Raw genomic sequence first — 23,784 nt, forward strand, 5'->3', positions numbered from 1 at the left:
TGAATTTTTTGAAATTACGGATGTCTCATAGGTATGCCTATATAAAACATACGCTTACGAATATCATTAATGTCAAAGGCAGGTGTTTAATGAGTCAATTCAGTTATCTCGAGTTTGGTAGTGTTAATCCTTTATCTGGATCTCGACAAATTTATGATTTTAGAACCCATGAAAAAGCTTATGAATGGTTAATGGGTGCAAGGTATGCGAATGACATCGTTGCATATAATAAAATGACGGCAGCACTCTCATTCAGGCAGTTTGAGTCAGTCGAGCATCTTTTTGTGGACGAGATACATCATAAAGATGACTTGGTATTTAACTGCAATAAGCTGATTGCTTTGGAGCTGTTCCAAGGGAGTTTTTTTGAACTTGGGCAGACGTTATTTGGTTGTATAAATGGGATGGGTTTTTTAACGGAGCTAAACGCATTGATGTCACCTTGTCAAAAAAAAATAGATTTGACAGGGATTAAATGGATTGGTGTTGACATTTCTGAGTATTTTAATATCTTGGCTAGAATGCTTCATAGTTCTCATGATGTGTCTATTTTTGAGGATGTAAATGAGCTGCCAAGTCATTTAAATGTGTTTTTTGCAAAAGGGATCACGTTGTTGTATGCCATCAGAACGGCAGAACAACTGTTTGGACTTATCTCAAAAAGTGACATTTCCATTATTGATTATTCATTCAGCATTTCCTCATCTGTTGATACGCAAGTTGGGACAGGTAAGGATGTACGGTATTTGTCTAAGTCTGAGTTTTTTAGATTCTATGAAAATATACAATCGGATGGTAAAGATATATGGGTGAGAGATACTGCAGAAATTAAGCAGAACTCTGATTTATTCTATTTCGAAGGCATTGTATGTAATGCTGACACCGCGTTTATGTTTATTGAAAGGCAGCGAATATGGCGTGACAAATTAATGAGTGCCTTTCCTCAGTTATTTAATGTTTTTATTCATGACAAATCTGAACCATACTGGCGTTGGAGTAGACTCGGTGACATTCTTTCCAAGAATAACATAGGGTGATTAAATGGTTATTTGGTTGGTAGGATTATCTGGTTCGGGTAAAACAACAATTGGGCGCTCACTTTACAGCAGATTGAAAACTGACAACGCTGCGACGTTATTTTTGGATGGAGATGAGGTGCGAGCACTGTTTTCTCATGACGCTCAATCGTCAGATTATTCCATCGCGGGGCGGCGATTGAGTGGTGAGCGGATGCACCGATTGTGTGGATGGTTGGATTCTCAGGGTATCGACGTTGTCTGCTGTATTATCTCCATGTTTCCTGATATCACAGCATTAAATCGAGATTGCTATTCAAGTTTTATGGAAGTTTTCGTTGATGTCCCTCTGGAGTTATTGATTGAACGGGACAATAAATCACTATACAAATCTGCAATTCTGGGTGAAGTTAATAACGTAGTCGGTATAGACTTACCATATGCCAAGCCAGTATCCCCCGACTTAATTATCAACAATAACTTCGACCAATCTGAAATTTCCCGCTATGTTGACGCTATTATAGCCTTGTTCGGTGCTACTCATGTAAATAACTTATCCTAATAGTGCGGCGTTGTTGCCTAAATCAGCCAGAAAGTCATGACTTCCCCAGCTCTAGGTGACCGCTACACTCGGGCTTTCTGACCGGCAGACCAAGAGTGTTCAGTTTGTTTATCGCACTCACATATGCCATTAGCTCTTGTAGTGGTCAACTAAATCCGGACACTTGGTTAGGCCGAACCTCGGCTTTTGCTGGCGGCATCCCGTCATTGTGTTGATTTGGACGCCACCAGTTGTAGTAATCCATCAGGTAATAACTGATATCCCGCTTTGCTTCCCGCAGGCTCATGTATCCCGTTGCTGGAAGCTACTCAGGCTCCTGAACAAGCGCTCCATCGGTGCGTTATCCCAGCAATTACCACGACGACTCATGCTCTGGGTCATGCGATAGCGCCACAGTCGTTGCCGAAATGCCCGACTGCCGTATTGGCTGCCCTGGTCGGAGTGAAACAGCACGCCTGATGGACAACCCCGCTGCTGATACGCCCTCTCCAGCGCTTTGATTGCCAATTCTGCATCAGGCTTGTCAGACATCGCCCTGCCCACGACCCGCCGGGTATGCAGGTCAAGCACCGCGGCCAGGTAATGCCTGCGACCACTGGCCCAGACATGGGTGTGGGGCGCCCCATGCAACACGTTATTGGGACATGGTTTTTTATATCTATTTCAATTGGTTGCTGCTAAAAATATTGTACATGATGTGTCACTGGAGAGGCGTGATGACATGCAATGTAACTTACCCCTATGTTACCGAAGACAACCTGGCCCAGATCCAGAGCTACCAGTATTCCCAGTGGCAGGGTGATGTCTTTATTGATGCGTATTTTCACCAGCGCAACAGTCTACTTGAGCAGATGCCTGATCCCGTATTGTGGCAAAGGTCAGAGGAGGCTTGCGATACGATCCGGCGTCTTTGGCCTTTGGTTACAAAACTCAGGAAGGGGAAGGTCGTAACTCAGGCAGAGGTTTATTGGGCACTGGTGCTGGTAAAAAAGTTCGAGGTTAGCAAGCGGCTATACGGCTCTTATGAGTCTGACGCTCCCCATAAACACTGTACCGTGGAATACCGGGTTCCTGGGCCTTATCTGCTGTTGGCTGAAGTAGCACTGCAGCTATGGTGCCAGCAACGGTACACCTTTTGGCTGAGTGTCGCCATTAAGCTACTTGATACCCTCTGCTCAGTGGGTCAGAGCTTGTCTGTTTCGGAACAGGCTGGTGTTGCAGCGCTGATTGTGCTGGAACGTGCCCAAGTGACAGAGTTGATCAAGGAGTGCCAATGAGCTTGCTTGATGGTGTCGTGTTGCTGTGTGCCCAAACGGCTCGCTCTGCCGCTTATGTCCAGGCATTGATAGATAAGGGTCTGCGTCCTCAGGGCGTAATTGTGTTCGGGAGTAGAGCCAACATACCTTCTAGTCCACGCGATTTAGTGGTTCGGACTTTGCCATGGTTCTGTCCTGACCTGTCAATCCAGGTGGAAGATTCATTGAAAGCTGCCGACTGGCCTTTCGTAACTGTGGAAGAGCGTGCGTTGGACAGCGAGGCGTTGCTTTCCTGTCTTGAAGTTCTATCCCCAAGCCTGCTTGTGTACTCAGGCTATGGTGGTCAGCTGGTGCCTGAAGTTGTGCTGAATATGACACGCGTGCTCCATATTCACAGTGGGCTGCTACCCCGTTACCGCGGAAGTACCACTCTGTATCATGAAATACTGGAACATAACGGCTGTGCGGCAAGTGCCATTCTGCTAGCGCAGACCATAGACACTGGTCCATTGATTGCTAGTCGGGAATATCCTATGCCACCGTCTGGCATGGATGTGGATTACTTGTATGACAATCTTATCCGAGCCGATCTATTGACGGCAGTTCTGGCCCATTACCAAGTTACGGGGCAATTACCCAGTTCACAGCCCCAGAAAGAGTTGATGCCAGCATATTTTGTTATTCATCCAGTACTCAAACATCTGGCACTTAAAAAAGTGGATAGTCACAGGGGGTCATCATGACCCAGAGAACCTTTTCCTTTGGTACTAAATCCGAAACACTCCAGCGGTTGATGCCGCTACTGAAGCAAGCCAAGATACTACCCTTGCAATATTTTATGGTGGCACAGTGGCAGTCCTCTCCAAAGCAATGTCTGGCTAAAGTAGCTGCCTTGACAGCATCACATGTAGTGGTCAGATCCAGTGCGCTGAAGGAGGACGGTGATACCAGTTCCATGGCAGGTACCTTCACCAGTTGCTTAAATGTGGATGCATCCTGTGCCGAGGCGCTATGCGATGCTATCAATGTAGTGGTGGCTTCGTTTGATAAAATGCCGGATTTGCGTAATCAAATCCTTGTCCAGCCCATGCTCAGTGATATTCAAATGAGCGGGGTGGTGATGACCCACGATATTCAGCACGGAGCTCCCTACTACAACATCAATTACGACGATGAGAGTGGTAAGACAGATACTGTTACTGGTGGCTATGGGGTGGAGAAATCCGTGATGGTATATCGGGGCTGTGCACTTGAGGCGATTCGCTCCCCCCGATTGCGGGCACTGATAGCTGCCTGTCGGGAGCTGGAAGATTTGTGTGGTGAGGTGCCGCTGGATATCGAATTTGCCTTGGATAATCAGGGTATTGTGTACATTTTCCAGGTCAGGCGTATCAGCTTGTACCGCCAGTGGCATCCGGTCACCGAGCGGCGAGTGGCCAGACAATTAGCTCATGTTCGGGCATATCTTGAAACGCAGTTGGGGCCCAAGTCTGGCTTGTATGGCGAGCGCAGTGTGTTGGGGGCTATGCCTGACTGGAATCCTGCCGAAATTATCGGAGCCAACCCTCGCCCCTTGGCCGCCAGTCTGTATCGCCAGTTAGTGACTGACAGTATTTGGAGGGAGGCCCGTGCGGCTATGAGTTATCACCATCCCAAGCATCAGCCTCTTATGTTGATGGTAGGTCAGCACCCTTTTATCGATGTCCGGGCCAGCTTTAATTCGTTTTTGCCACAACAACTTGCCCCCAATACAGCGTCATTGCTGATTGATGCTTGGGTAGCTCGATTGGCCAGTAATCCCCAGTTGCATGACAAGGTGGAGTTTGAAATTGTGCCCACCTGTTTTGATTTCGATTTTGACAGCCAATTTGCCAGCCGCTATCCCGATTTGCTTTCGCGTGAGTCTCTATTGGCTTACCGCACCGCACTGTTTGGGTTGACAAGGTCAATACTCACCAAACAAGGCCTTGGAGGACTGAAGTATTCGTTAGATCAGATTGCAATGCGCGAACAGCAGCAATTCTCAGCCCATAGTCTTACAGGCGCGGCAGAGTTGGGGTTGGAACGGGTCCGGGATTTGCTGCAGGAATGTCGGCAATTGGGTACCTTCCATTTCGCGATTATTGCCCGTCATGGGTTTGTAGCTGAGTCATTGTTGCGGTCGGCCAGTCGGATTGGGGTTCTAAATGAGGCTCGAGTTGCTCAATGGAAGACAACCATTACTACAGTCTCTGGTGAGCTGACCCGAGACTTTCAAGCGGTTTGCGACAGCAGAATGACATCGGAGATATTTCTGGCAAGGTTCGGCCACCTGCGTCCGGGCACCTATGACATTACCTCACTACGGTATGATGAGCGCTCGGACCTGTTTGTCGATAGTGCACTGAGGATGTCATCTAGTGTCTGCGAGCCCTTTGCTTGGACCCGGGAGGAGACCGAAGCTATGGATACCCTGCTCACGGAAGAGGAGTGGGGCATCAGCGCAGAAGAGTTCTTCAGTTATGCCCAAAATGCTATTGCCGGACGGGAATACGCCAAATTTGTCTTTACCAGGGACCTATCCGATGCCCTTGCAGCTCTGACCTTGTGGGGTGCTAACAATGGCCTGTCTCGGGATGACTTGTCATATCTTGGCATTGACCGCTTGCTGGGACTGATTACCGACCCACAGCTCGATGATTTGGATCGCTACCTTCTGAATGAGGTCAGCCAAGCAAAATCCCGGTGCGCAGACGCGGAACTGATAACGCTTAGCCACCTAGTGCTGGATCCTTCGGAAGTATTTGTGGCGCCCATGCACCGGGCACAGGCCAACTTTATCGGCCAACAGTGCATTGAGGCACAGCTGCAAGTGTTGTCGGCCAATAATACCCAGTCGTCCTGGGGGCTTGGCGGTAAAATAGTGTGTATTGAAAATGCCGACCCTGGCTATGACTGGATCTTTACCCGAGGCATTGCCGGACTGATCACTCAGTATGGCGGCGTCAATTCTCATATGGCGATTCGTTGCGCTGAATTTGGTATCCCGGCGGCCATTGGCTGTGGCGAGCAATTGTTCAGCCGCTTGCTGAGTGGACGGCAAGGTGTGCTCAATTGCCGCGACAAAACGGTGACACTGGTATGAGACGCATTGGCATTACCACCCGGAGCTGTGATGCCCAAGGGTATAACGAGCGTCGTGACGGAATTGCCCGGGATTGGTATCGGCTGCTTGGCGCACTGGATATTGGCTTTCAATGGCTGTTACTGCCAAACCTCGGCGCAGATACGATTTCCTATGCGCAATGCCACGGAGTGAATGCTCTCATCCTGACTGGCGGTGATGATGTGGGGACATACTCGGCCAGAGACGTGACCGAGCACGTGCTGCTGGCATATGCTACCCAGCACCAATGGCCTGTGCTTGGCGTGTGTCGTGGCATGCAATTTATGCACACTTTTGCTGGCGGCCAACTGGTGTCACTGGGGGAAGAGCATATAGCTTGTCGCCATGAGGTGACGATTTCAGCCCCTTTGCCCTGGGCATCTACAGTATCGTGCCTTGAGGTCAATTCTTTTCATCGCTGGGGGATAAAAAGTCCGGCTGCCGGGTTGCAATCGTTGGCTTGGCATGCGGACACTTGCGAAGCCTTTGTACACAATACCTTGCCTTGGGTCGGTATTATGTGGCACCCCGAGCGTGAGATAACTCTTTCGCCTATGGACAGGGCGCTCTTTTGTTGGTTATTCGAGGTGGAGTGAATGAAAGCAATTATACTGGCTGCTGGCCGCGGTTCTCGATTAGGTAGTCTAACCGAGCATAAGCCAAAGCCCTTGACCATCCTTGCCGGAAAATCTCTGCTGGAGTGGCAGATGATGGCGTTGGAGCGCGCGGGGGTGTCAGAGATCAGTCTGGTGACAGGCTATTGTGCGGAGGCATTGGCCCATTATGGTAGAACTTGTCATCATAATCCTCGATGGCAACAAACCAATATGGTGCGCAGTCTGCTGTGTGCAAGTGCCGTACTGGCGGAAGATAGCCATATTGTCAGCTATGGTGATATCGCTTACCGCCCAGAGTCGGTACGTCGATTAATGGAACTTGATGCAAATATAGCCATCACGTTTGACACCCGTTGGTTCGAGCTCTGGTCAGCACGTTTTGAGGATCCACTATTAGATGCAGAGAGCTTTCGACACCATGATGGCCAGCTGCTCAGTATTGGTGACAAAGTGCTGGACGTGGCGGATATCCAAGGCCAGTACATGGGGTTGCTCAAGTTTACGCCTACCGGCTGGCGCGCGGTCCGCTCACTGGTCGCGACCTTGGATGAGGTTGTGCTGGACAGGCTGGATATGACTTCGTTGCTTCAACGGCTGCTTAATTCAGGACAGTCGATTGCAGTTGTTCCCATTGATGGAGGATGGGTCGAAGTGGATGAGCCGCAGGATATCACGCTATACGACTCTAAAACCCGTGAGGTCGGCTGGAGCCATGATTGGCGAGACCTCATTTAATAATGCTCGCATTATGATGCTGAAATATGTTCTGACATATTAACGTTCCAATGGATGAACAGCATAGAGTGCTGTTCTCAACTTAGAAATGACATCTTCTTGAACAACACCTAATCCAGGATAAATTGGGAGGGATATTATCCTGTTAGTAAAAGCCTCAGCTTGCGAGGGGGTAGTGAATGTGACTTTTTCATAATACGGTTGGTTGGTTATGTTCATGTAATGAACGTTAACTCCAACACCCTGTTCTCTCAGTTGTTCAAAGAGGGGTTTTCGCATGTCGATGGTCATCTTGATGACAAACAGATGCCATGCACTGATGCGACCTTCGCGATTGGCGAGGGTCTCCAGTTCAAGACAATGCAGATTGGCCTGATAGCTGGCCGCTATATTCCGGCGTTGCTCTAAAAAAAACTCTAGCTGACTCATTTGACTCAATCCAAGAGCCGCCTGGATATCGGTCATGCGGTAGTTGAAGCCCAGCATCTGCTGCTCGTAGTACCAGGGACCATCCGACTCATTAATAAAGTCTTCCGGTTCGCGAGTGATCCCGTGGCTGCGCAACATACTCATGGTTTTGGCAAGCACAGGATCATTGGTCATGGCCATGCCGCCTTCACCCGTGGTGATGATTTTCACCGGGTGGAAGCTGAAGACGGTAATGTCGCTGTAGCGGCCATTGCCGGTGGGTTCACCGTGATAGCGGGCACCGAGGGCGTGGCAGGCATCCTCGATGATCCGAAAGCCATACTCTTGGCCCAGGCGGTGGATCTCCTGCATGTCGCAGGGGAGGCCGGCAAAGTGCACCGGTATGACTACCTTGGGGAGCTTTCCTGCAGCCTTGGCTGCAAGCAGCTTCCTCTCCAGCTCCAAAGCGCACATGTTACCGGTATCCGGTTCAATATCGACAAAATCGACTTGTGCACCGCAGTAGAGAGCACAGTTGGCGGATGCAACAAAGCTGATGGGGGATGTCCAGACCCAGTCGCCGAGGCCGACTCCCAGTGCCAGGCAGGCTAGATGGAGTGCTGCAGTACCTGAATTGACTGCCACCCCGAATTTAGCTCCACAGTAATCGGCAACTGCTTGCTCGAAGCGGGGAACGACTGGCCCCTGAGTCAGGAAGTCGGACTTGAGAACGTCCACGACAGCATCGATATCTGCCTGACTGATAGATTGGCGGCCGTAGGGGATCATTCTGTTACCTTGCTCTGGTTCATCTTCTGCAGCTGTTCAATGGAGAAAAAGTCAGGGTTGCTGCGAGAGTTGTATTCAAACCCCTGCTCGACCATCTTTCCCTTTTCACCTGCAGCTGTCTTGGAGAAGTCGTTGTTGCGATTATTGAAGTTGATGGTTGGGCCAATAATGAAGAAGTCATCAAACTCAAAGGTGTGATAAGAGTCATCGGCAGGGCACATCACTTCATGGAGTTTCTCCCCCGGGCGGATACCGATGATCTTGTGTGGCAGGTGCGGTGCCATGGCACTGGCGAGATCCGTAATTCGGACGGATGGCAATTTGGGAACGAATATTTCCCCCCCCTTCATCCGCCCAAAATTGTCCAACACGAAATCCCCCCCTTGCTGCAAGGTGATCCAGAAACGCGTCATCTCCTCATGGGTGATGGGCAACGCATCTGCCCCTTGGTCAATCAGCTTTTGGAAGAAGGGGACGACAGAGCCGCGAGAACCGACCACGTTGCCATAACGGACCACGGCAAAACGGGTGGGATCCTGACCTGCGATGTTGTTTGCTGCCACGAAGAGTTTGTCTGATGCCAGTTTGGTGGCGCCGTATAGGTTAATTGGGTTCGCGGCTTTGTCGGTAGAGAGGGCAATCACCTTTTTGACTTGATTGAGCAACGATGCCTGGATGACGTTCTCGGCACCATGGATATTGGTTTTGATGCATTCCATCGGATTGTATTCAGCGGCCGGCACTTGTTTGAGTGCCGCAGCATGCACCACATAATCCACACCACGCATCGCCATGGTAAGCCGGTTGGCGTCTCGTACATCACCGATAAAATAGCGCATGCAGGGGTCGTTAAACTCCTGCTGCATTTCGAATTGCTTCAGTTCGTCACGAGAATAGATGATGAGTCGTCTCGGTTTATATCGTTCCAATACTGTCTTGACCAATCGTTGGCCAAACGAGCCGGTGCCACCTGTGATCAGTAGCGTTTTATCGTTGAACATTGTGGGCATCTCGTCATAAAAACAGTAGATGAATCATATGCTAGCAAATAAAGTACCAGCTTTTTTGGTAAAGAGTGTGATCCATTCATAAAAACAGTTTTAAAGATTATGTCGCCAGCCAGTATATCGCTGGTTGACGCTTATCGGCAGCAGCTTATCAAGATGGATGTAATGTCTGCGAGGTGAGCCGGATAGCTTGGCATACCTGCTCCACCGCATTGAGGGCTCTCGGGGTGAAGCGGTGCAGCTCGTCCGAATTGATCAGGTCGAGTCGCCGATGCTGCACTGCGTCAAGATTTGGCCACTTCTGCCAGTGACGCAGGGCGTCAGGATCTTGACTCCCCGCCAGGATCAGCGCCGGGTTGGCCCTGATCACCTGTTCCATGTCCACTTGAGGGTAGGGGGTCTTGGCATTCGCCATGACGTTGATCCCGCCGCAGAGTTCGATGGCCTGAGCCGGCCAGGCATTGCCACTGACACTGGTGAGCGGCGGGTACCAAAGCTGGTAGAACACCTTGACGCCGGTTGGTTGGCCATAACGCTGTTGCAGGTCATGCAGGCGCGCCAGATAGCGATCGGCGGCTTCGTTGGCACTCTTTTCCACCCCCAGCAATTTGCCGAGAGCCCGCATCTCGACGGCCAGCGAGGCAAAATCGGTGGGCTCCGAGTAGAAAACCGGGATACCCAGCTGCTCCAACGGGGCCAGCATTCGTGACTGGGCCGAGCGCCAGCCGAGGATCAAGTCCGGCTTTTGCGCTAGCAGGGCCTCGACATTGATGCTGCGATAATTGGCCACCTTGGGCTTGGTTTTCACCTCGGTGGGATAGTCTGAGGCATCATCAACGGCCACCAGCCTGTCACCGGCACCGATGTCGTAAAGCAGTTCGGTAAGATGGGGCACCACGCTCACCACCCGGCTCGGTGTGGCCGCCAGCAGCGCACCGGGCAACCATGCCAGCAGTGTGCAGGACAGCAATCGCAGCCATCTAACCATGAAATAACCCTGCCACCGTGACAAGCAGCGCCAGCATCAACCAGCCCCAGCCCATTGCTTGCAGAATATTGAGTACCTTGCGCGGTGACTCGCCATCGGGGTCATGACCGCTGCCAAGTACCGGCCAGCGTTGCAAGGTTCCCTGATAATAGCGGGGGCCACCAAGGCGGATCCGGCACTTGTCAGCCAGTAGTGTCAGCAGCATGCCGATAGCGGGATAGGGCCAGAGTGCACCGCTTCGCAGCAGTTGAGTGGCCTGCCTGATACGGGGCAGCAGGAGCGGCAGTCCCAGCAGCAGGATAGTGGGGGCATTGAGCCCCTGATAGAGGGCGCTGGCGGCACGGCCGAAATAGCCAAAGGCGGGATCCTTCATGCTCCAACCCTGGCTCATCAGCTGGGCCAGCCGCCAGAGCAGGGCTCCCTGTACCCCGGCGAGGGCGTACCCGAGCAGCGGGCCCGTCCATTGGCCGACCAGACGCAGGGCGCAACTTTCGGTCATCGCTTTGGCAATGCCCATGGCAGAAAGTTTGCCGGTCTCCCGCTTGAGCCAGGGGGCCGCCTGCAATCTCGCCAGCGGCAGGGTCTCCTGCGTGGCGAGCGAGCGGGTGGCATGGGCGAGTTCGCGCAGCGGACGGGATTCGATCATCAGCAGCAGGAACAACAGGTCAAACAGCGGCTCGCTCAGAGCCAGATTGCGCAACGACCAGAGTCCGGCTGCGCAGGGAACCCAGACCACCAGCATCGCCAGCATGCCCGCTTGCAGTTGCTGGCGGGGCGTACCATCGGCTCGGTGCACCTTGTGACCCAGCCGGGTCAGTAGGGGCATGACGGCCGAGAGCCGCAGATAGGATGGCCACGGGATCACCGCCTCCAGCAGGGCCGCCCCCACCAGAATGGCCGCCGTCGTCGAGAGGAGGGCGTCGGCCATCACTTCGAGTGAGCCGGTTTCGATCACAGCTTGCCGAGCATCTTGATGATCATTTCGGCGGAGTGCTTTCCTGCCACTTCGATAAAGGCGTCGAAGGATTCAACCTGTTCCTTGCCAGCGATGTCGGACATGGCGCGCACCACCAGATAGGGCACTTTGAACATGTGGCATACCTGGCCGATGGCGGCCCCTTCCATCTCGACTGCCAGCATCTGCGGGAAGTCGGCGCGGGCCTTGGCGATGGCGTCCGGTTTGCACATGAACTGATCGCCGGTACAGATAAGGCCGACCTTGGTCTGGTGCTTGCCCTGCTCGGCGATGCAATCCTCGGCGACCGCGATGAGCTGCTCGTCGCAGGGGAAGGCGGCGGGCTGCTGCGCCATCTGGCCCATCTCGTAACCAAAGGCGGTCACGTCGACATCATGAAAGCGCATCTCGCTGGCGATCACCACATCACCGATGTGCAGATCCTGGGCAAAGCCGCCCGCAGAGCCGGTATTGATGACGCAGTCGGGGGCAAACTTTTCCAGCAGCAGGCTGGTGGCCACGCTGGCGGCAACTTTACCGATGCCGGAGCGGGTCAGGATCACTTCTTTGCCTGCCAACTCACCTTGATAGAACTCGCAGCCGCCCAGTTGCAGGGTAGTGGGGTTGCTCATCTGGCTGCGCAGCAGGGCTACTTCTTGCTCCATGGCGCCGATAATACCTACTTTCATTGCTGACCTCGTCTTGCTAGCCGTGTGGCTGAATTTAAGTTGCTGTAGATCATAACAAAAGATGGCGTCGGCGCCGAGAGGCACAAGCGAAAGGATAGATGAAGTACGACGCTCCATATGGGAGCGCCGCAGGTGACAAAAATCATTGATGAGAGAGGAGAGGGAGCTTTTAGCCAAGCGCGGTGTCGAGGGTCATCATCAGGGCAAAGCCCGCCATCAGGCCAAGGGTGGCATAGGTCTGATGACCGTTGCGGTGGGTCTCGGGGATCACTTCATGGGAGACCACGAACAGCATGGCACCGGCGGCGAGCCCAAGACCTATCGGGTAGGCGATGGCAAGGCCGCTGGAGAGGCCCACCCCGAGTAGGGCGCCTAACGGTTCCAGCAGGCCGCTGGCGATGGCAACCAGTACTGCCACCGAGGGGCGAAAACCGGCGGCGCACATGGCCAGTGCCACTGCCAATCCTTCCGGAATGTCCTGCAGTGCGATGGCGGTAGTAAGCGGCAACCCGACCGACATATCCCCCTGGGAGAAGCTGACCCCTATGGCCATTCCTTCCGGCAGGTTGTGCAGGGCGATGGCAAAGACAAACAGCCAGACCCGGGAGCACTGCTCGTGGCCGGGGCCACAGGGACCGGTCTTGTCATGCTCGTGCGGGGTGAACTGATCCAGCCCCAGCATCAACAGCACCCCGAGGGTCATGCCAACTACCACCACGGCGGCGGCACTAAAGCCGTTGCCGGTGATCCCCTCGGCGGCTTCCAGCCCAGGCAACAGCAGGGAGAAGGCACTGGCGGCCAGCATCATGCCAGCGGCAAAGCCCAACATGGTGTCCTCGACCTTTTGCGGCACAGAGCGCAGGAATAGGGCGGGCAGGGCGCCAATGGCGGTGGCGGCAAAACCGGCTGCTCCCCCGATCAGGCCGTAGCGCACGCCGCTGGTTACGTCGCTGGTCGCCAGCATGATCAGGCTCTGCAGCAACAGGAGCAGCACCGCGACCAGCGCGATAAAGAGGCCGAGAGCGGTGAGCGGGCGACTTTGCATCTGGCTGCGCAGTTGCTGTGGCCAGGATAACGGGTGGAGGGCTGAAAGATGGTCCATGATATGACCTCGGGGTGTGCAAAGTGGATGGTGGCATTACATCGATTCGGCCACCCCTTGTCCATGTCTGCAAGACGATTGCCGCTATCGGGAAAATGGTGCCAGCTGAGTTTGGGGTGGTTTTTGTGATCCGGCTCCGGTTGTTGATTTTGTTAAGTTGCTTTTAATTTTTAAAGAAAAGTGAGGAGGTGGTCGCTTTGTGCTGGCGTGCGCGCCTTTGCGGAACCCTATCTTCCCGGTGTTCTGCTATTTTTCCCGTCAGGAAGGTCCGGGTATTTGCTCATAGGGATGTGTTCGCCACACTCCATTCGCCTGTCAGCAGTAGAGGATCACCCGCCACTATGTTTTACAAGAATCTCTCCATCGGCAAAAAAATTGCCGTGGTCTTTGCGGTTATTGCCGCCGTCAACGTGATATTCGGCATCTTTCTCTCCAGCGAGTTGCGCGGTGTGCGTGATCGGGTGTTGAACTTTACCGACTCTACGCTGCCGAGTGTCCTGTCGGTCGAAACCCTGCTCTATGACGTCTCCTATGTCCGTCGTGCCCAGTTTGCCTTGCTGATGGTGAACGATGCCGCTGATCTGCAAGCTCGTCGCAGCAGGATCCAACAGAACATCCAGAAAGTAGACAACGCATTTCACGCTTATGAGGCGACAGTCGGAGCTGATCATGAGCGTCAGGTGTTTAATCAAGCCAAACAACAGTGGCTCAGTTATCAACGTTCAGTGAACGAGTTTGATCAACTGCTGGTACAAGGACAACAAGATCAGGCCAAGGAACAGTTGTTTGCCTCGAATGCGGCTTTCGGCTCTCTGGAGCAGGCAGTTAATGCTCTGATCGATGTGAATCTTGGTTTTGTGAAGGAAAACCGCAGCAGCTTGCTTGGCAGTATCAGCATGGTGATCTCGTTTGCCATGGTGAGCATCGGGAGCCTGCTGCTGTTTATGATGGCCATGACCTGGTTCTTAACTCGTCAAATCTGTCTGCCACTGCAGGCCGTGGTGGCGCAGGCCAATGCCATTGCTGCGGGTGATTTGACCCACCAGCTGGAGCGCCAGCATATCGGTCGTGACGAGCTGGGAGCGCTGGCGAAGGCCTCTCTCAAGATGCAGGATAACCTGCGTGGCCTGATTGAAGAGGTGGTAGCTGCGGTTACCCAACTGGGCGCTGCGATTGAAGAAGTGAGTGCGGTTTCCGAGCAGTCCGCCAAAGGGATCCAGAGTCAGCAGCAAGAGATTTCGCTGGTGGCAACGGCCATGACCCAGATGAAGGCGACCGTTGCCGATGTAGCGGGCAATACCGAGAGCGCCTCCGAATCAGCCAGCTCCGCCAATGCGTTGGCCCGCAGTGGCAATCAGGATGTGCAGCGCTCGCTGGTGGCGATCACCCGTGTGGCCGAAGAGATTGAGCAGGCCGGCACGCTGGTGGCCGAGCTGGAGCGCGAATCTGCCCAGATCAATGTAGTGGTCGATGTCATTCGCGGCATTGCCGATCAGACCAATCTGCTGGCCCTTAATGCTGCGATCGAGGCTGCCCGTGCCGGCGAACAGGGCCGCGGTTTTGCGGTGGTCGCCGATGAGGTGCGCACCCTGGCTGGTCGTACCCAGGCCTCTACCGGCGAGATCGTTGCCATCATCGAAACCCTGCAGTCTCGCGCCAATCAGGCGAAAGAGGTGACCGGGCTGAGCTGTGACATGATCCGCCAGTGCGTGACCTAAAGCGAGCAGACCGGTACCGGTATCCAGCAGATCGAAGAGGCGGTGGCGCAGATCGCCGATATGGCGATCCAGATTGCTAGCGCCTGTGGTGAGCAGGATGCGGTGTCTGACGAGCTGGGTCGCAACGTCGAGCGGATCAATGAATCCGCCAATGAGGTGGCGCAGGGGGCGGATCATACTGCCCGCGCGTGTCTGGAGCTGAGCCAGCTGGCCGTTGGTCTGAGACAGACTATCGGGCGCTTCCGTCTCGCCTGATAAAGGGGCTGGGGGCGTACACCGGCCTCTTCATGCATAAAAAGTCGGGGCGCTTTGCATGCCCTCACGACACCCGGCCATGTGCCGGGTGTTTTTTATCTGGCGATTGGTACGAGACCTGGGGGTCGGGGTTCTCCGTAAGAGGATGAAGGTCAGGGCAAAGATGGAGGGAGATCAAATGCTTATCCCTGCCTGTGTGGTGATATTCAAGAAGGTTGGTTAAGGCGTATTTGATAACGAGAGAAGGGCGACTAACTGTTTTGGGGATTGAGTATGGGTGAGCTGATGGTATGCCCGCTGCGGGGGAGGAGAGAATTAGTTGTGGGTTGGTGTGGCCTTACAGGGCATATCGCAGCCATAAAAAAACCGGCTTGCGCCGGTTTTTTTATCTTGGTGAATGCTGGGAAGCGGGCTTATTTGGCCAGGGACTCCGGCAGCTCTTCACGGATCTTGCCGAGCATCTCTTTCAGGACGCGCGGGTTGGCAACCACGATGTTGCCGGAGTTTTCGTAGTTGTGACCACCTACGAAGTCGGTGACGATAGCGCCGGCTTCTTTGGCCAGCAGTTCACCGGCAGCGGTGTCCCAAGGCTTCAGGCCGATTTCCCAGAAACCGTCGACGCGACCGGCAGCCACATAGGCCAAATCCAGCGCGGCAGAACCGGAGCGACGGATGTCGGCACATTCGATGAACATGCTCTGGAACATCTTCAGGTACGGCTCGATGTGATGCTTTTGCTTATAGGGGAAACCGGTTGCCAGCACGGTGCCAGCCAGCTCTTTGGCTTTGCCGACACGGATGCGGTAGCCGTTCAGCTGGGCGCCGTTACCACGGGTAGCCGTGAACAGTTCGTCACGGATGGGATCGTAAACAACGGCTTGTTCGGTTTTGCCTTTCACGCGCAGCGCGACGGAAACGGCAAAGTGCGGAATGCCTTTGACAAGGTTGGTTGTGCCATCCAGCGGGTCAATGATCCATTGGTAGTCCGGATTGGTACCGGCAATCTCACCGGACTCTTCAGCAACAATGCTGTGCTCCGGGTAAGATTTTTTGATGGTGTGAATGATGGCCGCTTCGGCTTCACGGTCAACGTTGGTCACGAAGTCATTGCTGCCTTTTTGGATAGCCTCAATGTTCTCGGGCTGGGAGAAGGCTTTTACTACAACTTGACCGGCGTTACGCGCAGCGCGCACGGCGATATTCAGCATCGGATGCATAGGTTCACCACTGGATGTTAAAGAACGGGGGATAAAAGGACGCGGTATGATACCAGTATTTTGTGCGATGGCAACTGTTATCCCCCTACGACCAATTGATTAGCACTGCCAGATTTGACGGCTCCAATATAGACCAGATCTGCGCTAGTCTTATCCCAGCAGCCTGATACCGGCTGTCATGAGCATAGGGATATGAGCCATGAATTTGTCATTAGTGAGTCAGAACGTGTCAGCGACCAGTGAAGGTCTGTTGGCCATTTTGCGGTCATCACCGGAGTATGGTGATCACTTTGCCCACATCGCCGTGACCCCCCTTGCCCAGTGGCAACCGGCCAAGACGGAGGCGGCGATCCTGCTGATCGACGGGGATGCCCCCTGGCAGGATGCCGGATTTGCCCGCGCAGAGGACGAGACGATCGGCTTGCCGGTCTTGCCACTGCTGATCCGCAAGGGGGACAAGGAGTTGACGGTCTGCGGGCCGGATGTGCGGGATCCCCGTTTCTATTTTGTCTCAAACGGCATCGTACTGGATGAGTCGGAGCTGGCCGAGCCTGCCTGCAGTCGGGTGTTGCTGAGCAAGCTGGAGTCCTACTTCCCGCTGCTTTCCCGCCTGATCATGCTGCGCCAGCGCAAGCCGGTCGCCATGCTCAACTAGTCACGCCTGTTTTTTGATTACACAAACAACGCACTGCAGGCCATATCGGCTCGCGGTGCGTTGCTTTTTAATGGCCCGCTGTCGGTGACTTGTTGCAAGATGAGGCGGCAATGGTTTGGTCTCGCCATCGAGCCGAGCTATCTATACCGACCCCTACTATTTCGAGTCGTACTATTCCGATTCGAACTATCCGGCTATGACCAACAAGGAGTGAATCATGATCGACTTTTACACCGCCGCGACCCCCAATGGTTTCAAGGTGGCAATCGCCCTCGAAGAGCTGGGTTTGCCCTATCGGGTCATTCCCCTCGATTTGTCGGCGCTGGATCAAAAAAAGCCGGAGTTTCTGGCCATCAACCCCAATGGCCGCATTCCGGCTATCGTCGATCGGGATAACGACGATTTCGCCGTGTTCGAATCGGGTGCCATCCTCATCTATCTGGCGGAGAAAACGGGCAAGTTGCTGCCCGCCGATCCCAAACGCCGCTCTCAGGCCATCCAGTGGCTGATGTTCCAGATGGGCGGGGTCGGGCCCATGATGGGGCAGGCCAACGTCTTCTATCGTTACTTCCCGGAGAAGATCCCCGCCGCCATCGAGCGTTATCAGAAAGAGGGGCGCCGCCTGTTCGAGGTGCTCGACAGCCATCTGGCCCACCACGAATATCTGGCGGATGAGTACAGCATCGCCGACATTGCCACCTGGCCCTGGGTGCGTATTTATGACTGGAGCGGCATCTCGATCGAAGGCTTGCCTCATCTGCAAGCCTGGATGGCCCGTATGGCAGAGAAGCCTGCCTGCCAGAAGGGGATCACCATACCGCCGCGCAAGGAGCAGCCCGATGAGCTGATCAAGCAGGCGCAGCAGATGGTAACGCGTTGATTTTTAACTGCCGACGGGGCGCTTTGCCCCGTAATATTAGAAAAACTAGGGCAAGCTGATTATAAAGATTCGTTCGTTTTTTGTGAGCTGAGTCACTATGATGCCCCCATACCACCAAGCGTCCTGTGCGGTGGTCTGGCGGGCTCCCCGCCTATTGTTTCCAACACTGTTTTTGATTGCATCACAGCATCTGTGATCGGATTCCTCTGGGCTATTTTGTGCCAGAGGGGCGGCAGCATTTTTTCGATTTTTTGGGACTGATATGGATCGGCACAGTTTTTATCCGTTGTTTTTATTGACCATTCTGATGGTCGCTGTGGGCCAGATGACCCAGACCCTTTATGTTCCCTCCATTCCGATGATGGCGGGGGATTTCAATGTGGCCTCGGGCCAGCTGCAGGCGGTGATGGCCTGTTACCTGATCCCCTATGGCCTCTCCCAGTTTGTCTACGGGCCGCTGTCTGATCGTATCGGCCGTCGCCCGGTGCTGATCGTCGGCATGATGGTGTTTCTGGTGGGCACCCTGACCATCCAGCTCATCCCGCACTTCACCGCCTTGCTGGTGGGCAGCTTTATTCAAGGGCTGGGGACCGGTGCCGGTGGTGCCATGAGCCGTACCGTGATGCGCGATCGCTACAACGGCGCCGAGCTCAACCGCGCCAACAGTCTGGTGAGTATGGGGGTGATCTTCTCCCCGCTGCTGGCGCCGGTGCTGGGTGGCTGGTTGACCGAGCTGTTCAACTGGCGCGCCGGTTACTGGTTCCTGTTCGGTTTTGGTGCTGTAGCCACTCTGGCGATCATGGCCTGGTTTGGTGAGACGCTGCCTGCTGCAGCCCGTCAGCCGCTGCGCGTCGGTGCTGCCTATCGCCACGTGCTCGGTAACCCGCGCTTTCAGGGCAACCTGCTCTGCCTGATGGCGACTTTTGCCGGTTTGGCGGTGTTTGAAGCAGCGGCCGGTGTATTGCTCGGTGATGTGCTGCAACTGAGCGCCCGCACCGTGAGCGTGCTGTTCGTGCTGCCGTTGCCCGGCTATCTGTTCGGTGCCTGGCTCTCTGCCAAGCTGAGCTTTCGCCTGAGCCAGGGCAAGCTGATGCGTCTGGGTATCGCCTTTCTGGCGCTGGGATCGCTGATCATTCTGGTGCCGGGGCTGTTCGGTGTGGTGAGTGCTGCCTCGCTGGTTGGTGGCGCGGCGGTCTACTTCATCGGTAGTGGCATTCTCTACCCGACCGCTACTTCCTGCGCCATCGAACCCTTCCCGGGTCAGGCCGGCACAGCCGGTGCCATTCTCGGCGGGATGCAGAATCTGGGGGCCGGTATCGTGACTCTGCTGGCCGCCGGTTTCCCGATGACCGGTCAGGTGACCCTGGGTGCCATCATGACCCTGATGGTGCTGATCGTGGCGCTGAGCTTTGTCTGGTTGCGCCACCACGGCGCCCCTCACGAGCAGATGGCCGTCTGATCAGCCGCTCTCTTTGTGCCTGGAGCAAGCCCACCCTCAGCGGTGGGCTTTGTTTTATCCGAAGAACGGGCAGGGAGATCGCATTCGCTTGATGCGGTGATCGCGGCGGTGTCATCGCTGGATGTTGGTCGGGTAGAAAAGAAAAAGCCCGTCACGCTGGTGACGGGCTTTTGCTGTTGGTACCCCGAGATGCCGTTGCCGGTTTGGGCCCTTGAACCGTAGGTTCAAGGCGGGAATCGAATCTGACCGCAGGCTTCTCGGTCGTGCCGAGCATGCGCAATAGCCAGAAGGCCGATCCCCTGTTGGGTATGATTATCGGCTCGGGGACTTGAACCGGCTGACAAACATCCCAGGGAATTTTAAAACGGTTTGCGATTAGGGCTGTTGCCCCTCTTCGCTGGAATCACCATATTGTCCGTGCTCGATCAGGGCCGCTTCGATGGTGCGCTGCAGCATCTTGATCCGCTTGTCCATGGTCTCAGAGTATTGGTGGTTCTTCTCTTTTTCAAGGCAGAGCTCATGACAGAAATTGAGCGCCGCCATGATAGCCAATTGCTCGTTGCTGGAGACTTTGGAACGTTGACGCAGGTCGATCAACTTGTCGGTCAGCTGCTCGGCGGCCTGGCGCAGGGCATCCTGCTGTCCCAAGGGACAGGATACCTTGTAGGGACGTCCCAAAATGACGATTTCTACGGCCTCTGTGCTCATGCCTTCCTCAATACGGCGGAGCTGATTTCCGCCTTTATCCACGTGGACAACTGGGCGGGACTATATAGCGCAGATGCATAAGTTTCAAGGCCTTGCTGGCTCTGGAAGAGGGAGAATGCTAGGATCCTGACCATTAATTCTGCAAATTTGACTGAACTTTGAGCGGATCCTCGATGAGCAAAACGAACCCCCTTAAATATGCGGCAGTGGCCGACATCATGGAACAGCATGAGCTGATGGCCAGCGCAGTAGAGGCCCATGGTGTGATCTGCGGTCTGGTGTGCGGTGGCGTGGCACTGGACGACAAGAGCTGGCTGCCCCATTTCAACGATCTGGTGAACGACGGTTTCGGCCTGCCGGCCCCGGTGCGCCAGGTGATGACCGATCTTTATCACAATGTGGTCGAGAGCCTGATGGCCCAGAAGGGCGTCGAGCTGCTGCTGCCAAGCGATGATGCTCCCCTCGACGAGCGCATCGATTCGCTGGTGGACTGGTCACAGGCATTTCTGGCCGGTTTCGGCGTGGTACAGCAGGAGCTCTCCCGCGCATCGGAAGAGCTGCAGGAGATGATCCAGGATATCGCCAGCATCACTCAGGTCTCTGCCGAGTTCGATCAGGAAGATGACGAGAATGAAGCCTCCTTCCTGGTACTCTACGAACACGTCAAACTGGGGGTCATGATGGCCTTCGAAGAGTTTGGCAAGCGCCCCGATACCCCGAGCGCGCCGCCGACCCTTCATTGAGGTGCGGGTCAACGGGCCCCTTATTGAATCTGCAAGAGCGCCTGATGGCGCTCTTTTTTATTCCCTTGTGGTGGCTAACCCTGTGAGGCGCAACCGGTTTTTTGCCGCTGACCTCGCATTCGGCCAGCGGCTTTGTGATAGCATGAGGCCACCTTTTTCACTTCTTCCTCTCTGCTTATGTCTCAATCTGATATGCGACAGGTCGATGTCACCCTGGTCGGCGGTGGAATGAGCGGTGCCGTGCTGGCGCTCTCGCTGGCGGCCCTGCTTCGATCCGATGGCTCCCCCCTCGAGATCCTGCTGTTGGAAGCGAGCGTCCCCGAACAGCATACCCATACAGGATTTGACGCCCGTGCCATTGCGCTCTCGGCCGGTACCTGTGATGCGCTGTTGCGGCGCGGACTTTGGCCCCTGTTTGCTCCCCATTGCGCTCCCATTACCCATATTCATGTCTCGGATCGGGGCCACTGCGGTCAGGCTCGACTGTCGGCCGCCGAATACGGTCTGCCTGCGCTGGGTCAGGTGATTGAGCTTGCTGCTGCCGGTCGCGAGCTGCAACAGGCGATGGCTGCCACCACCAATATTCGGGTCTGTTGTCCGGCCCGGGTGCGCGAGATAGAACCGGATGAGGAGAAGGTGACCCTCACCCTCGAGGGTGGTGAACAGATTGAGACCCGCTTGCTGGTGGCGGCTGACGGGGGCAACTCCTTTGTGCGGCAGCACTTCAAGTTGCCGGTGACCCGCCACGACTTTGAGCAGCACGCCATCATCGCCACCGTCAAAACGGCGCAAGATCCTGAGGGGCGCGCCTTCGAGCGCTTTACCGAAGGGGGGCCGCTGGCCCTGTTGCCGATGCAGGAGGGGCTCTCCTCGCTGGTATGGAGCGTCGGGCAGCATGAGGTCGATGAGCTGATGGCGCTAGATGAGGCGGCGTTTCTCGCTCGTCTGCAGCAGGCCTTTGGCTGGCGGCTCGGCCGCTTCGAGCGATGCGGCGTGCGTAATGTCTATCCGCTGATCCTGACCGCCTGCGACTACCCGCTAGCCCAGCGTACCGTGCTGGTGGGCAATGCCGCCCACGCCCTGCACCCCATCGCCGGGCAGGGCTTCAACCTCGGGATGCGGGATCTCGACCTGCTTACCGACGCCGTAGCCAAGGCGTTGGCAGGGGGGGAGGATATCGGCAGCTTCAAGGTGCTGAGCGGCTACTGGCAGCAGCGCCAGCGCGATCAGGCGCAGACCGTCTGGCTTACCTCCTCGCTGGCCCAGCTCTTCTCCAATGGTCACGACCCGCTGGTGGCAGGGCGCAATCTGGCGCTCACCTTGATGGGGCGATTCCCGTGCCTCAAGGCGCCGCTTGCCTCGCGCACCCTGGGCTTTGTCGCTGATGTGTGCGGCAACTAGCCAGCACTTATTGAGTGGAACCTGTTGACCGCCATTCGTTGAGCAAAACCTATTGAATTGAAGAGGCGATGCCCGCGTGCATCCCCTCGCTGGCCCGCCGGTCAGCCCAGAAAGGATGAGATGATGCAGATGCAAAATGTGGATGTGGTGATTGTCGGTGGCGGCATGGTGGGGCTGGGGCTCACTGCGGCCCTGAAACATAGCGCCCTCAAGGTGCTGGTGGTGGAGGGGCAATTGCCCGACCCGCAGCTGGGGGAGGTGGCTGACAACCGGGTCAGCGCCCTGAGCTTGGCCAGCCAGCAGATCCTGCGCCATGTTGGCGCCTGGGAGGGTATTGAAGCGCGCCGCCTGCAGGCCTACGACAAGATGGCGGTGTGGGAGCAGGACAGTTTCGGCCATATCGACTTCGATGCCGCCAGCCTGCGTCAGGCCAACCTCGGCCATATCGTCGAGAATAGGGTGATCCAGCTGGCATTGCTTGAGGCGATTGAAGGTGCCAGCAATATCCAGTTGCTGACCCCCGCCAGAGCCAAGAGCCTGCAGAGCGGCCCGGCGGGCGCCCTGCTGCTCCTTGAAGATGGTCAGGCCATCTCGGCCAAACTGGTGGTGGCTGCCGATGGCGCCCACTCCTGGGTACGCCGTCAGGCTGATATCCCGCTCACCAGCTGGGATTATGGCCACCACGCATTGGTGGCGACGGTGCGCTGCGCCGAACCCCACGAGGCGGTGGCACGCCAGATCTTCACCCCGGATGGCCCGCTCGCCTTTTTGCCGCTGTGGCAGGAGAACCTCTGCTCCATCGTCTGGTCGCTGCCTGCGGCCCGCGCCGAGGCGCTCTGTGCCTGCGATGACGAGCAGTTCAATCGCCAGCTTACCGCCGCCTTTGATGCACGGCTCGGTCTGTGCAAGGTGGAAGGGCCGCGCAGCGCCATTCCGCTCACCGCCCGCTATGCCCGCGATTTTGCCCGTGAACGGCTGGTGCTGGTGGGGGATGCTGCCCACACCATCCACCCGCTGGCGGGGCAGGGGGTCAACCTCGGCCTGCTGGATGCTGCCGCGCTGGCGGAGCAGATCTTGCAAAATCATGCCGCGGGCGAGGATATCGGCCTGCTCGCCAACCTGCGCAGCTACGAGCGCTGGCGCAAGAGCGAAGCGGCACGCATGCTGGCGGCGATGGAGGGGCTCAAGCGGCTGTTCAGCGGCGCCAACCCGCTCAAGAAGCTGGTGCGGGGCGTGGGATTGCGGGCGGCCAATCTGTTGACGCCCTTCAAGGAGGGGGTGATCCGCGCCGCCATGGGGGTGGAGGGCGAGTTGCCTGCACTGGCCCGTCCTGACTGGGCTGTGGCGGCGACCAAGGGCAGTGCCATGCAGACCAAGGGTGAAAAAAACTAATATTACCCGCTGTTTTTGGCAACAAAAGTAATCCGACAAGGCTGATGACCCGTTTTGGGTGTCAGCCTTTAATTTTGCTCTGGAGCG

Annotated in this window: 21 protein-coding genes, 1 other RNA gene and 2 pseudogenes; 14 read left to right on the forward strand and 10 right to left on the reverse strand. The window is 55.5% G+C overall.

Going from position 1 to position 23,784, the window contains the following annotated elements; translation table 11 throughout:
- Positions 1-89: 89 nt before the first annotated feature.
- Together BSP75_RS06570 and BSP75_RS06575 are read left to right on the forward strand one after the other, a co-directional pair.
- Positions 90-1,037, forward strand: a complete 948-nt coding sequence (locus BSP75_RS06570; protein ID WP_148140636.1) for a hypothetical protein — start codon at positions 90-92, stop codon at positions 1,035-1,037.
- 4 nt (positions 1,038-1,041) lie between these two features.
- The gene (locus BSP75_RS06575) at positions 1,042-1,578 is read left to right on the forward strand and encodes an adenylyl-sulfate kinase (protein ID WP_075112650.1); all 537 of its coding nucleotides are present in this window, start codon (positions 1,042-1,044) and stop codon (positions 1,576-1,578) included.
- 145 nt (positions 1,579-1,723) lie between these two features.
- Here the strand turns inward: BSP75_RS06575 and BSP75_RS06580 are convergent.
- A pseudogene (locus BSP75_RS06580) lies at positions 1,724-2,190 on the reverse strand (DDE-type integrase/transposase/recombinase); the annotation flags it as partial.
- Between the two features lie 104 nt (positions 2,191-2,294).
- On the opposite strand from BSP75_RS06580, the gene BSP75_RS06585 reads away from it, so the two are divergent.
- Genes BSP75_RS06585 through BSP75_RS06605 form a run of 5 tightly spaced genes read left to right on the forward strand, consistent with a single transcriptional unit; the run spans position 2,295 to position 7,331 of the window.
- On the forward strand, positions 2,295-2,855 hold the full coding sequence (locus BSP75_RS06585; RefSeq protein WP_075112651.1) for a hypothetical protein: 561 nt from the start codon (positions 2,295-2,297) through the stop codon (positions 2,853-2,855).
- A complete protein-coding gene (locus BSP75_RS06590; protein ID WP_075112652.1) occupies positions 2,852-3,577 on the forward strand; it encodes a formyltransferase family protein in 726 nt (241 codons plus the stop codon). Before BSP75_RS06585 ends, BSP75_RS06590 begins: the two co-directional genes overlap by 4 nt.
- A complete protein-coding gene (locus tag BSP75_RS06595) occupies positions 3,574-5,958 on the forward strand; it encodes a PEP-utilizing enzyme (RefSeq protein WP_075112653.1) in 2,385 nt (794 codons plus the stop codon). The genes BSP75_RS06590 and BSP75_RS06595 overlap by 4 nt, the downstream gene beginning before the upstream one ends.
- Positions 5,955-6,575, forward strand: coding sequence for a gamma-glutamyl-gamma-aminobutyrate hydrolase family protein (locus tag BSP75_RS06600; protein ID WP_075112654.1), 621 nt, complete (start codon positions 5,955-5,957; stop codon positions 6,573-6,575). The genes BSP75_RS06595 and BSP75_RS06600 overlap by 4 nt, the downstream gene beginning before the upstream one ends.
- The gene (locus BSP75_RS06605) at positions 6,576-7,331 is read left to right on the forward strand and encodes a phosphocholine cytidylyltransferase family protein (RefSeq protein ID WP_075112655.1); all 756 of its coding nucleotides are present in this window, start codon (positions 6,576-6,578) and stop codon (positions 7,329-7,331) included.
- A gap of 39 nt (positions 7,332-7,370) precedes the next feature.
- Here the strand turns inward: BSP75_RS06605 and pseC are convergent, their stop codons facing one another.
- The 6 genes from pseC to BSP75_RS06635 form a co-directional block, all read right to left on the reverse strand.
- Complete coding sequence (gene pseC / locus BSP75_RS06610; protein WP_075112656.1) at positions 7,371-8,528, reverse strand: UDP-4-amino-4,6-dideoxy-N-acetyl-beta-L-altrosamine transaminase; 1,158 nt, start codon at positions 8,526-8,528, stop codon at positions 7,371-7,373.
- Positions 8,525-9,529 carry a UDP-N-acetylglucosamine 4,6-dehydratase (inverting) gene (gene pseB, locus BSP75_RS06615; RefSeq protein ID WP_075112657.1) on the reverse strand — a complete coding sequence of 335 codons (1,005 nt, stop codon included), beginning with the start codon at positions 9,527-9,529 and terminating at the stop codon, positions 8,525-8,527. Before pseB ends, pseC begins: the two co-directional genes overlap by 4 nt.
- Positions 9,530-9,686: 157 nt before the next feature.
- Positions 9,687-10,523 carry a cobalamin-binding protein gene (locus tag BSP75_RS06620; protein ID WP_075112658.1) on the reverse strand — a complete coding sequence of 279 codons (837 nt, stop codon included), beginning with the start codon at positions 10,521-10,523 and terminating at the stop codon, positions 9,687-9,689.
- Positions 10,516-11,478 carry a cobalamin biosynthesis protein gene (locus BSP75_RS06625; RefSeq protein WP_075112659.1) on the reverse strand — a complete coding sequence of 321 codons (963 nt, stop codon included), beginning with the start codon at positions 11,476-11,478 and terminating at the stop codon, positions 10,516-10,518. The genes BSP75_RS06620 and BSP75_RS06625 overlap by 8 nt, the downstream gene beginning before the upstream one ends.
- Positions 11,475-12,167 (reverse strand): 5'-methylthioadenosine/S-adenosylhomocysteine nucleosidase, encoded by a 693-nt coding sequence (gene mtnN / locus BSP75_RS06630; RefSeq protein WP_075112660.1) that lies wholly within the window; start codon positions 12,165-12,167, stop codon positions 11,475-11,477. Before mtnN ends, BSP75_RS06625 begins: the two co-directional genes overlap by 4 nt.
- Before the next feature lie 169 nt (positions 12,168-12,336).
- The gene (locus BSP75_RS06635; RefSeq protein ID WP_075112661.1) at positions 12,337-13,269 is read right to left on the reverse strand and encodes a ZIP family metal transporter; all 933 of its coding nucleotides are present in this window, start codon (positions 13,267-13,269) and stop codon (positions 12,337-12,339) included.
- Between the two features lie 341 nt (positions 13,270-13,610).
- On the opposite strand from BSP75_RS06635, the pseudogene BSP75_RS06640 reads away from it, so the two are divergent.
- A pseudogene (locus BSP75_RS06640) lies at positions 13,611-15,242 on the forward strand (methyl-accepting chemotaxis protein).
- A 413-nt stretch (positions 15,243-15,655) separates the two neighbouring features.
- Here the strand turns inward: BSP75_RS06640 and suhB are convergent.
- The gene (suhB, locus tag BSP75_RS06645; protein WP_042060219.1) at positions 15,656-16,459 is read right to left on the reverse strand and encodes an inositol-1-monophosphatase; all 804 of its coding nucleotides are present in this window, start codon (positions 16,457-16,459) and stop codon (positions 15,656-15,658) included.
- Positions 16,460-16,658: 199 nt separating this feature from the next.
- On the opposite strand from suhB, the gene BSP75_RS06650 reads away from it, so the two are divergent.
- The 3 genes from BSP75_RS06650 to emrD all read left to right on the forward strand — a co-directional run bounded on the left by BSP75_RS06650 (position 16,659) and on the right by emrD (position 19,453).
- Positions 16,659-17,114, forward strand: a complete 456-nt coding sequence (locus BSP75_RS06650; RefSeq protein ID WP_075112662.1) for a hypothetical protein — start codon at positions 16,659-16,661, stop codon at positions 17,112-17,114.
- Positions 17,115-17,331: 217 nt separating this feature from the next.
- Entirely contained in the window at positions 17,332-17,994 is a 663-nt protein-coding gene (locus BSP75_RS06655) for a glutathione S-transferase N-terminal domain-containing protein (protein ID WP_042060215.1), read from the forward strand.
- 262 nt (positions 17,995-18,256) lie between these two features.
- Positions 18,257-19,453, forward strand: a complete 1,197-nt coding sequence (gene emrD, locus BSP75_RS06660; protein ID WP_075112663.1) for a multidrug efflux MFS transporter EmrD — start codon at positions 18,257-18,259, stop codon at positions 19,451-19,453.
- A 177-nt stretch (positions 19,454-19,630) separates the two neighbouring features.
- On the opposite strand, the gene ssrS is transcribed toward emrD, so the two are convergent.
- Both ssrS and zapA read right to left on the reverse strand, forming a co-directional pair.
- A non-coding RNA gene (gene ssrS / locus BSP75_RS06665) (6S RNA) lies at positions 19,631-19,812 on the reverse strand.
- Positions 19,813-19,828: 16 nt separating this feature from the next.
- Positions 19,829-20,161 (reverse strand): cell division protein ZapA, encoded by a 333-nt coding sequence (zapA, locus tag BSP75_RS06670; RefSeq protein WP_005333910.1) that lies wholly within the window; start codon positions 20,159-20,161, stop codon positions 19,829-19,831.
- 173 nt (positions 20,162-20,334) lie between these two features.
- Here zapA and BSP75_RS06675 point away from each other — a divergent pair, with 173 nt between their 5' ends.
- From BSP75_RS06675 to BSP75_RS06685, 3 genes are all read left to right on the forward strand, one after another.
- Positions 20,335-20,904: a UPF0149 family protein gene (locus BSP75_RS06675; protein ID WP_005333908.1), complete on the forward strand. Its 570-nt coding sequence runs from the start codon at positions 20,335-20,337 to the stop codon at positions 20,902-20,904.
- Between the two features lie 177 nt (positions 20,905-21,081).
- Positions 21,082-22,305 carry a 2-octaprenyl-6-methoxyphenyl hydroxylase gene (gene ubiH / locus BSP75_RS06680; protein WP_075112664.1) on the forward strand — a complete coding sequence of 408 codons (1,224 nt, stop codon included), beginning with the start codon at positions 21,082-21,084 and terminating at the stop codon, positions 22,303-22,305.
- A 123-nt stretch (positions 22,306-22,428) separates the two neighbouring features.
- Complete coding sequence (locus BSP75_RS06685) at positions 22,429-23,697, forward strand: FAD-dependent 2-octaprenylphenol hydroxylase (RefSeq protein WP_075112665.1); 1,269 nt, start codon at positions 22,429-22,431, stop codon at positions 23,695-23,697.
- Positions 23,698-23,784: the final 87 nt, after the last annotated feature.

The organism is Aeromonas sp. YN13HZO-058 (assembly GCF_001921245.1).
Lineage (GTDB): Bacteria > Pseudomonadota > Gammaproteobacteria > Enterobacterales > Aeromonadaceae > Aeromonas > Aeromonas allosaccharophila.

What these genes read in the sequence shown, in the direction of transcription:
- suhB (WP_042060219.1), bottom strand. Translation starts at nt 16,459, where the DNA reads ATGCATCCGATGCTGAATATCGCCGTGCGCGCTGCGCGTAACGCCGGT.
- pseC (WP_075112656.1), bottom strand. Translation starts at nt 8,528, where the DNA reads ATGATCCCCTACGGCCGCCAATCTATCAGTCAGGCAGATATCGATGCT.
- emrD (WP_075112663.1), top strand. Translation starts at nt 18,257, where the DNA reads ATGGATCGGCACAGTTTTTATCCGTTGTTTTTATTGACCATTCTGATG.
- ubiH (WP_075112664.1), top strand. Translation starts at nt 21,082, where the DNA reads ATGTCTCAATCTGATATGCGACAGGTCGATGTCACCCTGGTCGGCGGT.
- BSP75_RS06570 (WP_148140636.1), top strand. Translation starts at nt 90, where the DNA reads ATGAGTCAATTCAGTTATCTCGAGTTTGGTAGTGTTAATCCTTTATCT.
- BSP75_RS06675 (WP_005333908.1), top strand. Translation starts at nt 20,335, where the DNA reads ATGAGCAAAACGAACCCCCTTAAATATGCGGCAGTGGCCGACATCATG.
- mtnN (WP_075112660.1), bottom strand. Translation starts at nt 12,167, where the DNA reads ATGAAAGTAGGTATTATCGGCGCCATGGAGCAAGAAGTAGCCCTGCTG.
- BSP75_RS06600 (WP_075112654.1), top strand. Translation starts at nt 5,955, where the DNA reads ATGAGACGCATTGGCATTACCACCCGGAGCTGTGATGCCCAAGGGTAT.
- BSP75_RS06635 (WP_075112661.1), bottom strand. Translation starts at nt 13,269, where the DNA reads ATGGACCATCTTTCAGCCCTCCACCCGTTATCCTGGCCACAGCAACTG.
- BSP75_RS06575 (WP_075112650.1), top strand. Translation starts at nt 1,042, where the DNA reads ATGGTTATTTGGTTGGTAGGATTATCTGGTTCGGGTAAAACAACAATT.
- pseB (WP_075112657.1), bottom strand. Translation starts at nt 9,529, where the DNA reads ATGTTCAACGATAAAACGCTACTGATCACAGGTGGCACCGGCTCGTTT.
- BSP75_RS06655 (WP_042060215.1), top strand. Translation starts at nt 17,332, where the DNA reads ATGATCGACTTTTACACCGCCGCGACCCCCAATGGTTTCAAGGTGGCA.
- BSP75_RS06685 (WP_075112665.1), top strand. Translation starts at nt 22,429, where the DNA reads ATGCAGATGCAAAATGTGGATGTGGTGATTGTCGGTGGCGGCATGGTG.
- BSP75_RS06590 (WP_075112652.1), top strand. Translation starts at nt 2,852, where the DNA reads ATGAGCTTGCTTGATGGTGTCGTGTTGCTGTGTGCCCAAACGGCTCGC.
- BSP75_RS06595 (WP_075112653.1), top strand. Translation starts at nt 3,574, where the DNA reads ATGACCCAGAGAACCTTTTCCTTTGGTACTAAATCCGAAACACTCCAG.
- BSP75_RS06620 (WP_075112658.1), bottom strand. Translation starts at nt 10,523, where the DNA reads ATGGTTAGATGGCTGCGATTGCTGTCCTGCACACTGCTGGCATGGTTG.
- BSP75_RS06585 (WP_075112651.1), top strand. Translation starts at nt 2,295, where the DNA reads ATGACATGCAATGTAACTTACCCCTATGTTACCGAAGACAACCTGGCC.
- zapA (WP_005333910.1), bottom strand. Translation starts at nt 20,161, where the DNA reads ATGAGCACAGAGGCCGTAGAAATCGTCATTTTGGGACGTCCCTACAAG.
- BSP75_RS06605 (WP_075112655.1), top strand. Translation starts at nt 6,576, where the DNA reads ATGAAAGCAATTATACTGGCTGCTGGCCGCGGTTCTCGATTAGGTAGT.
- BSP75_RS06650 (WP_075112662.1), top strand. Translation starts at nt 16,659, where the DNA reads ATGAATTTGTCATTAGTGAGTCAGAACGTGTCAGCGACCAGTGAAGGT.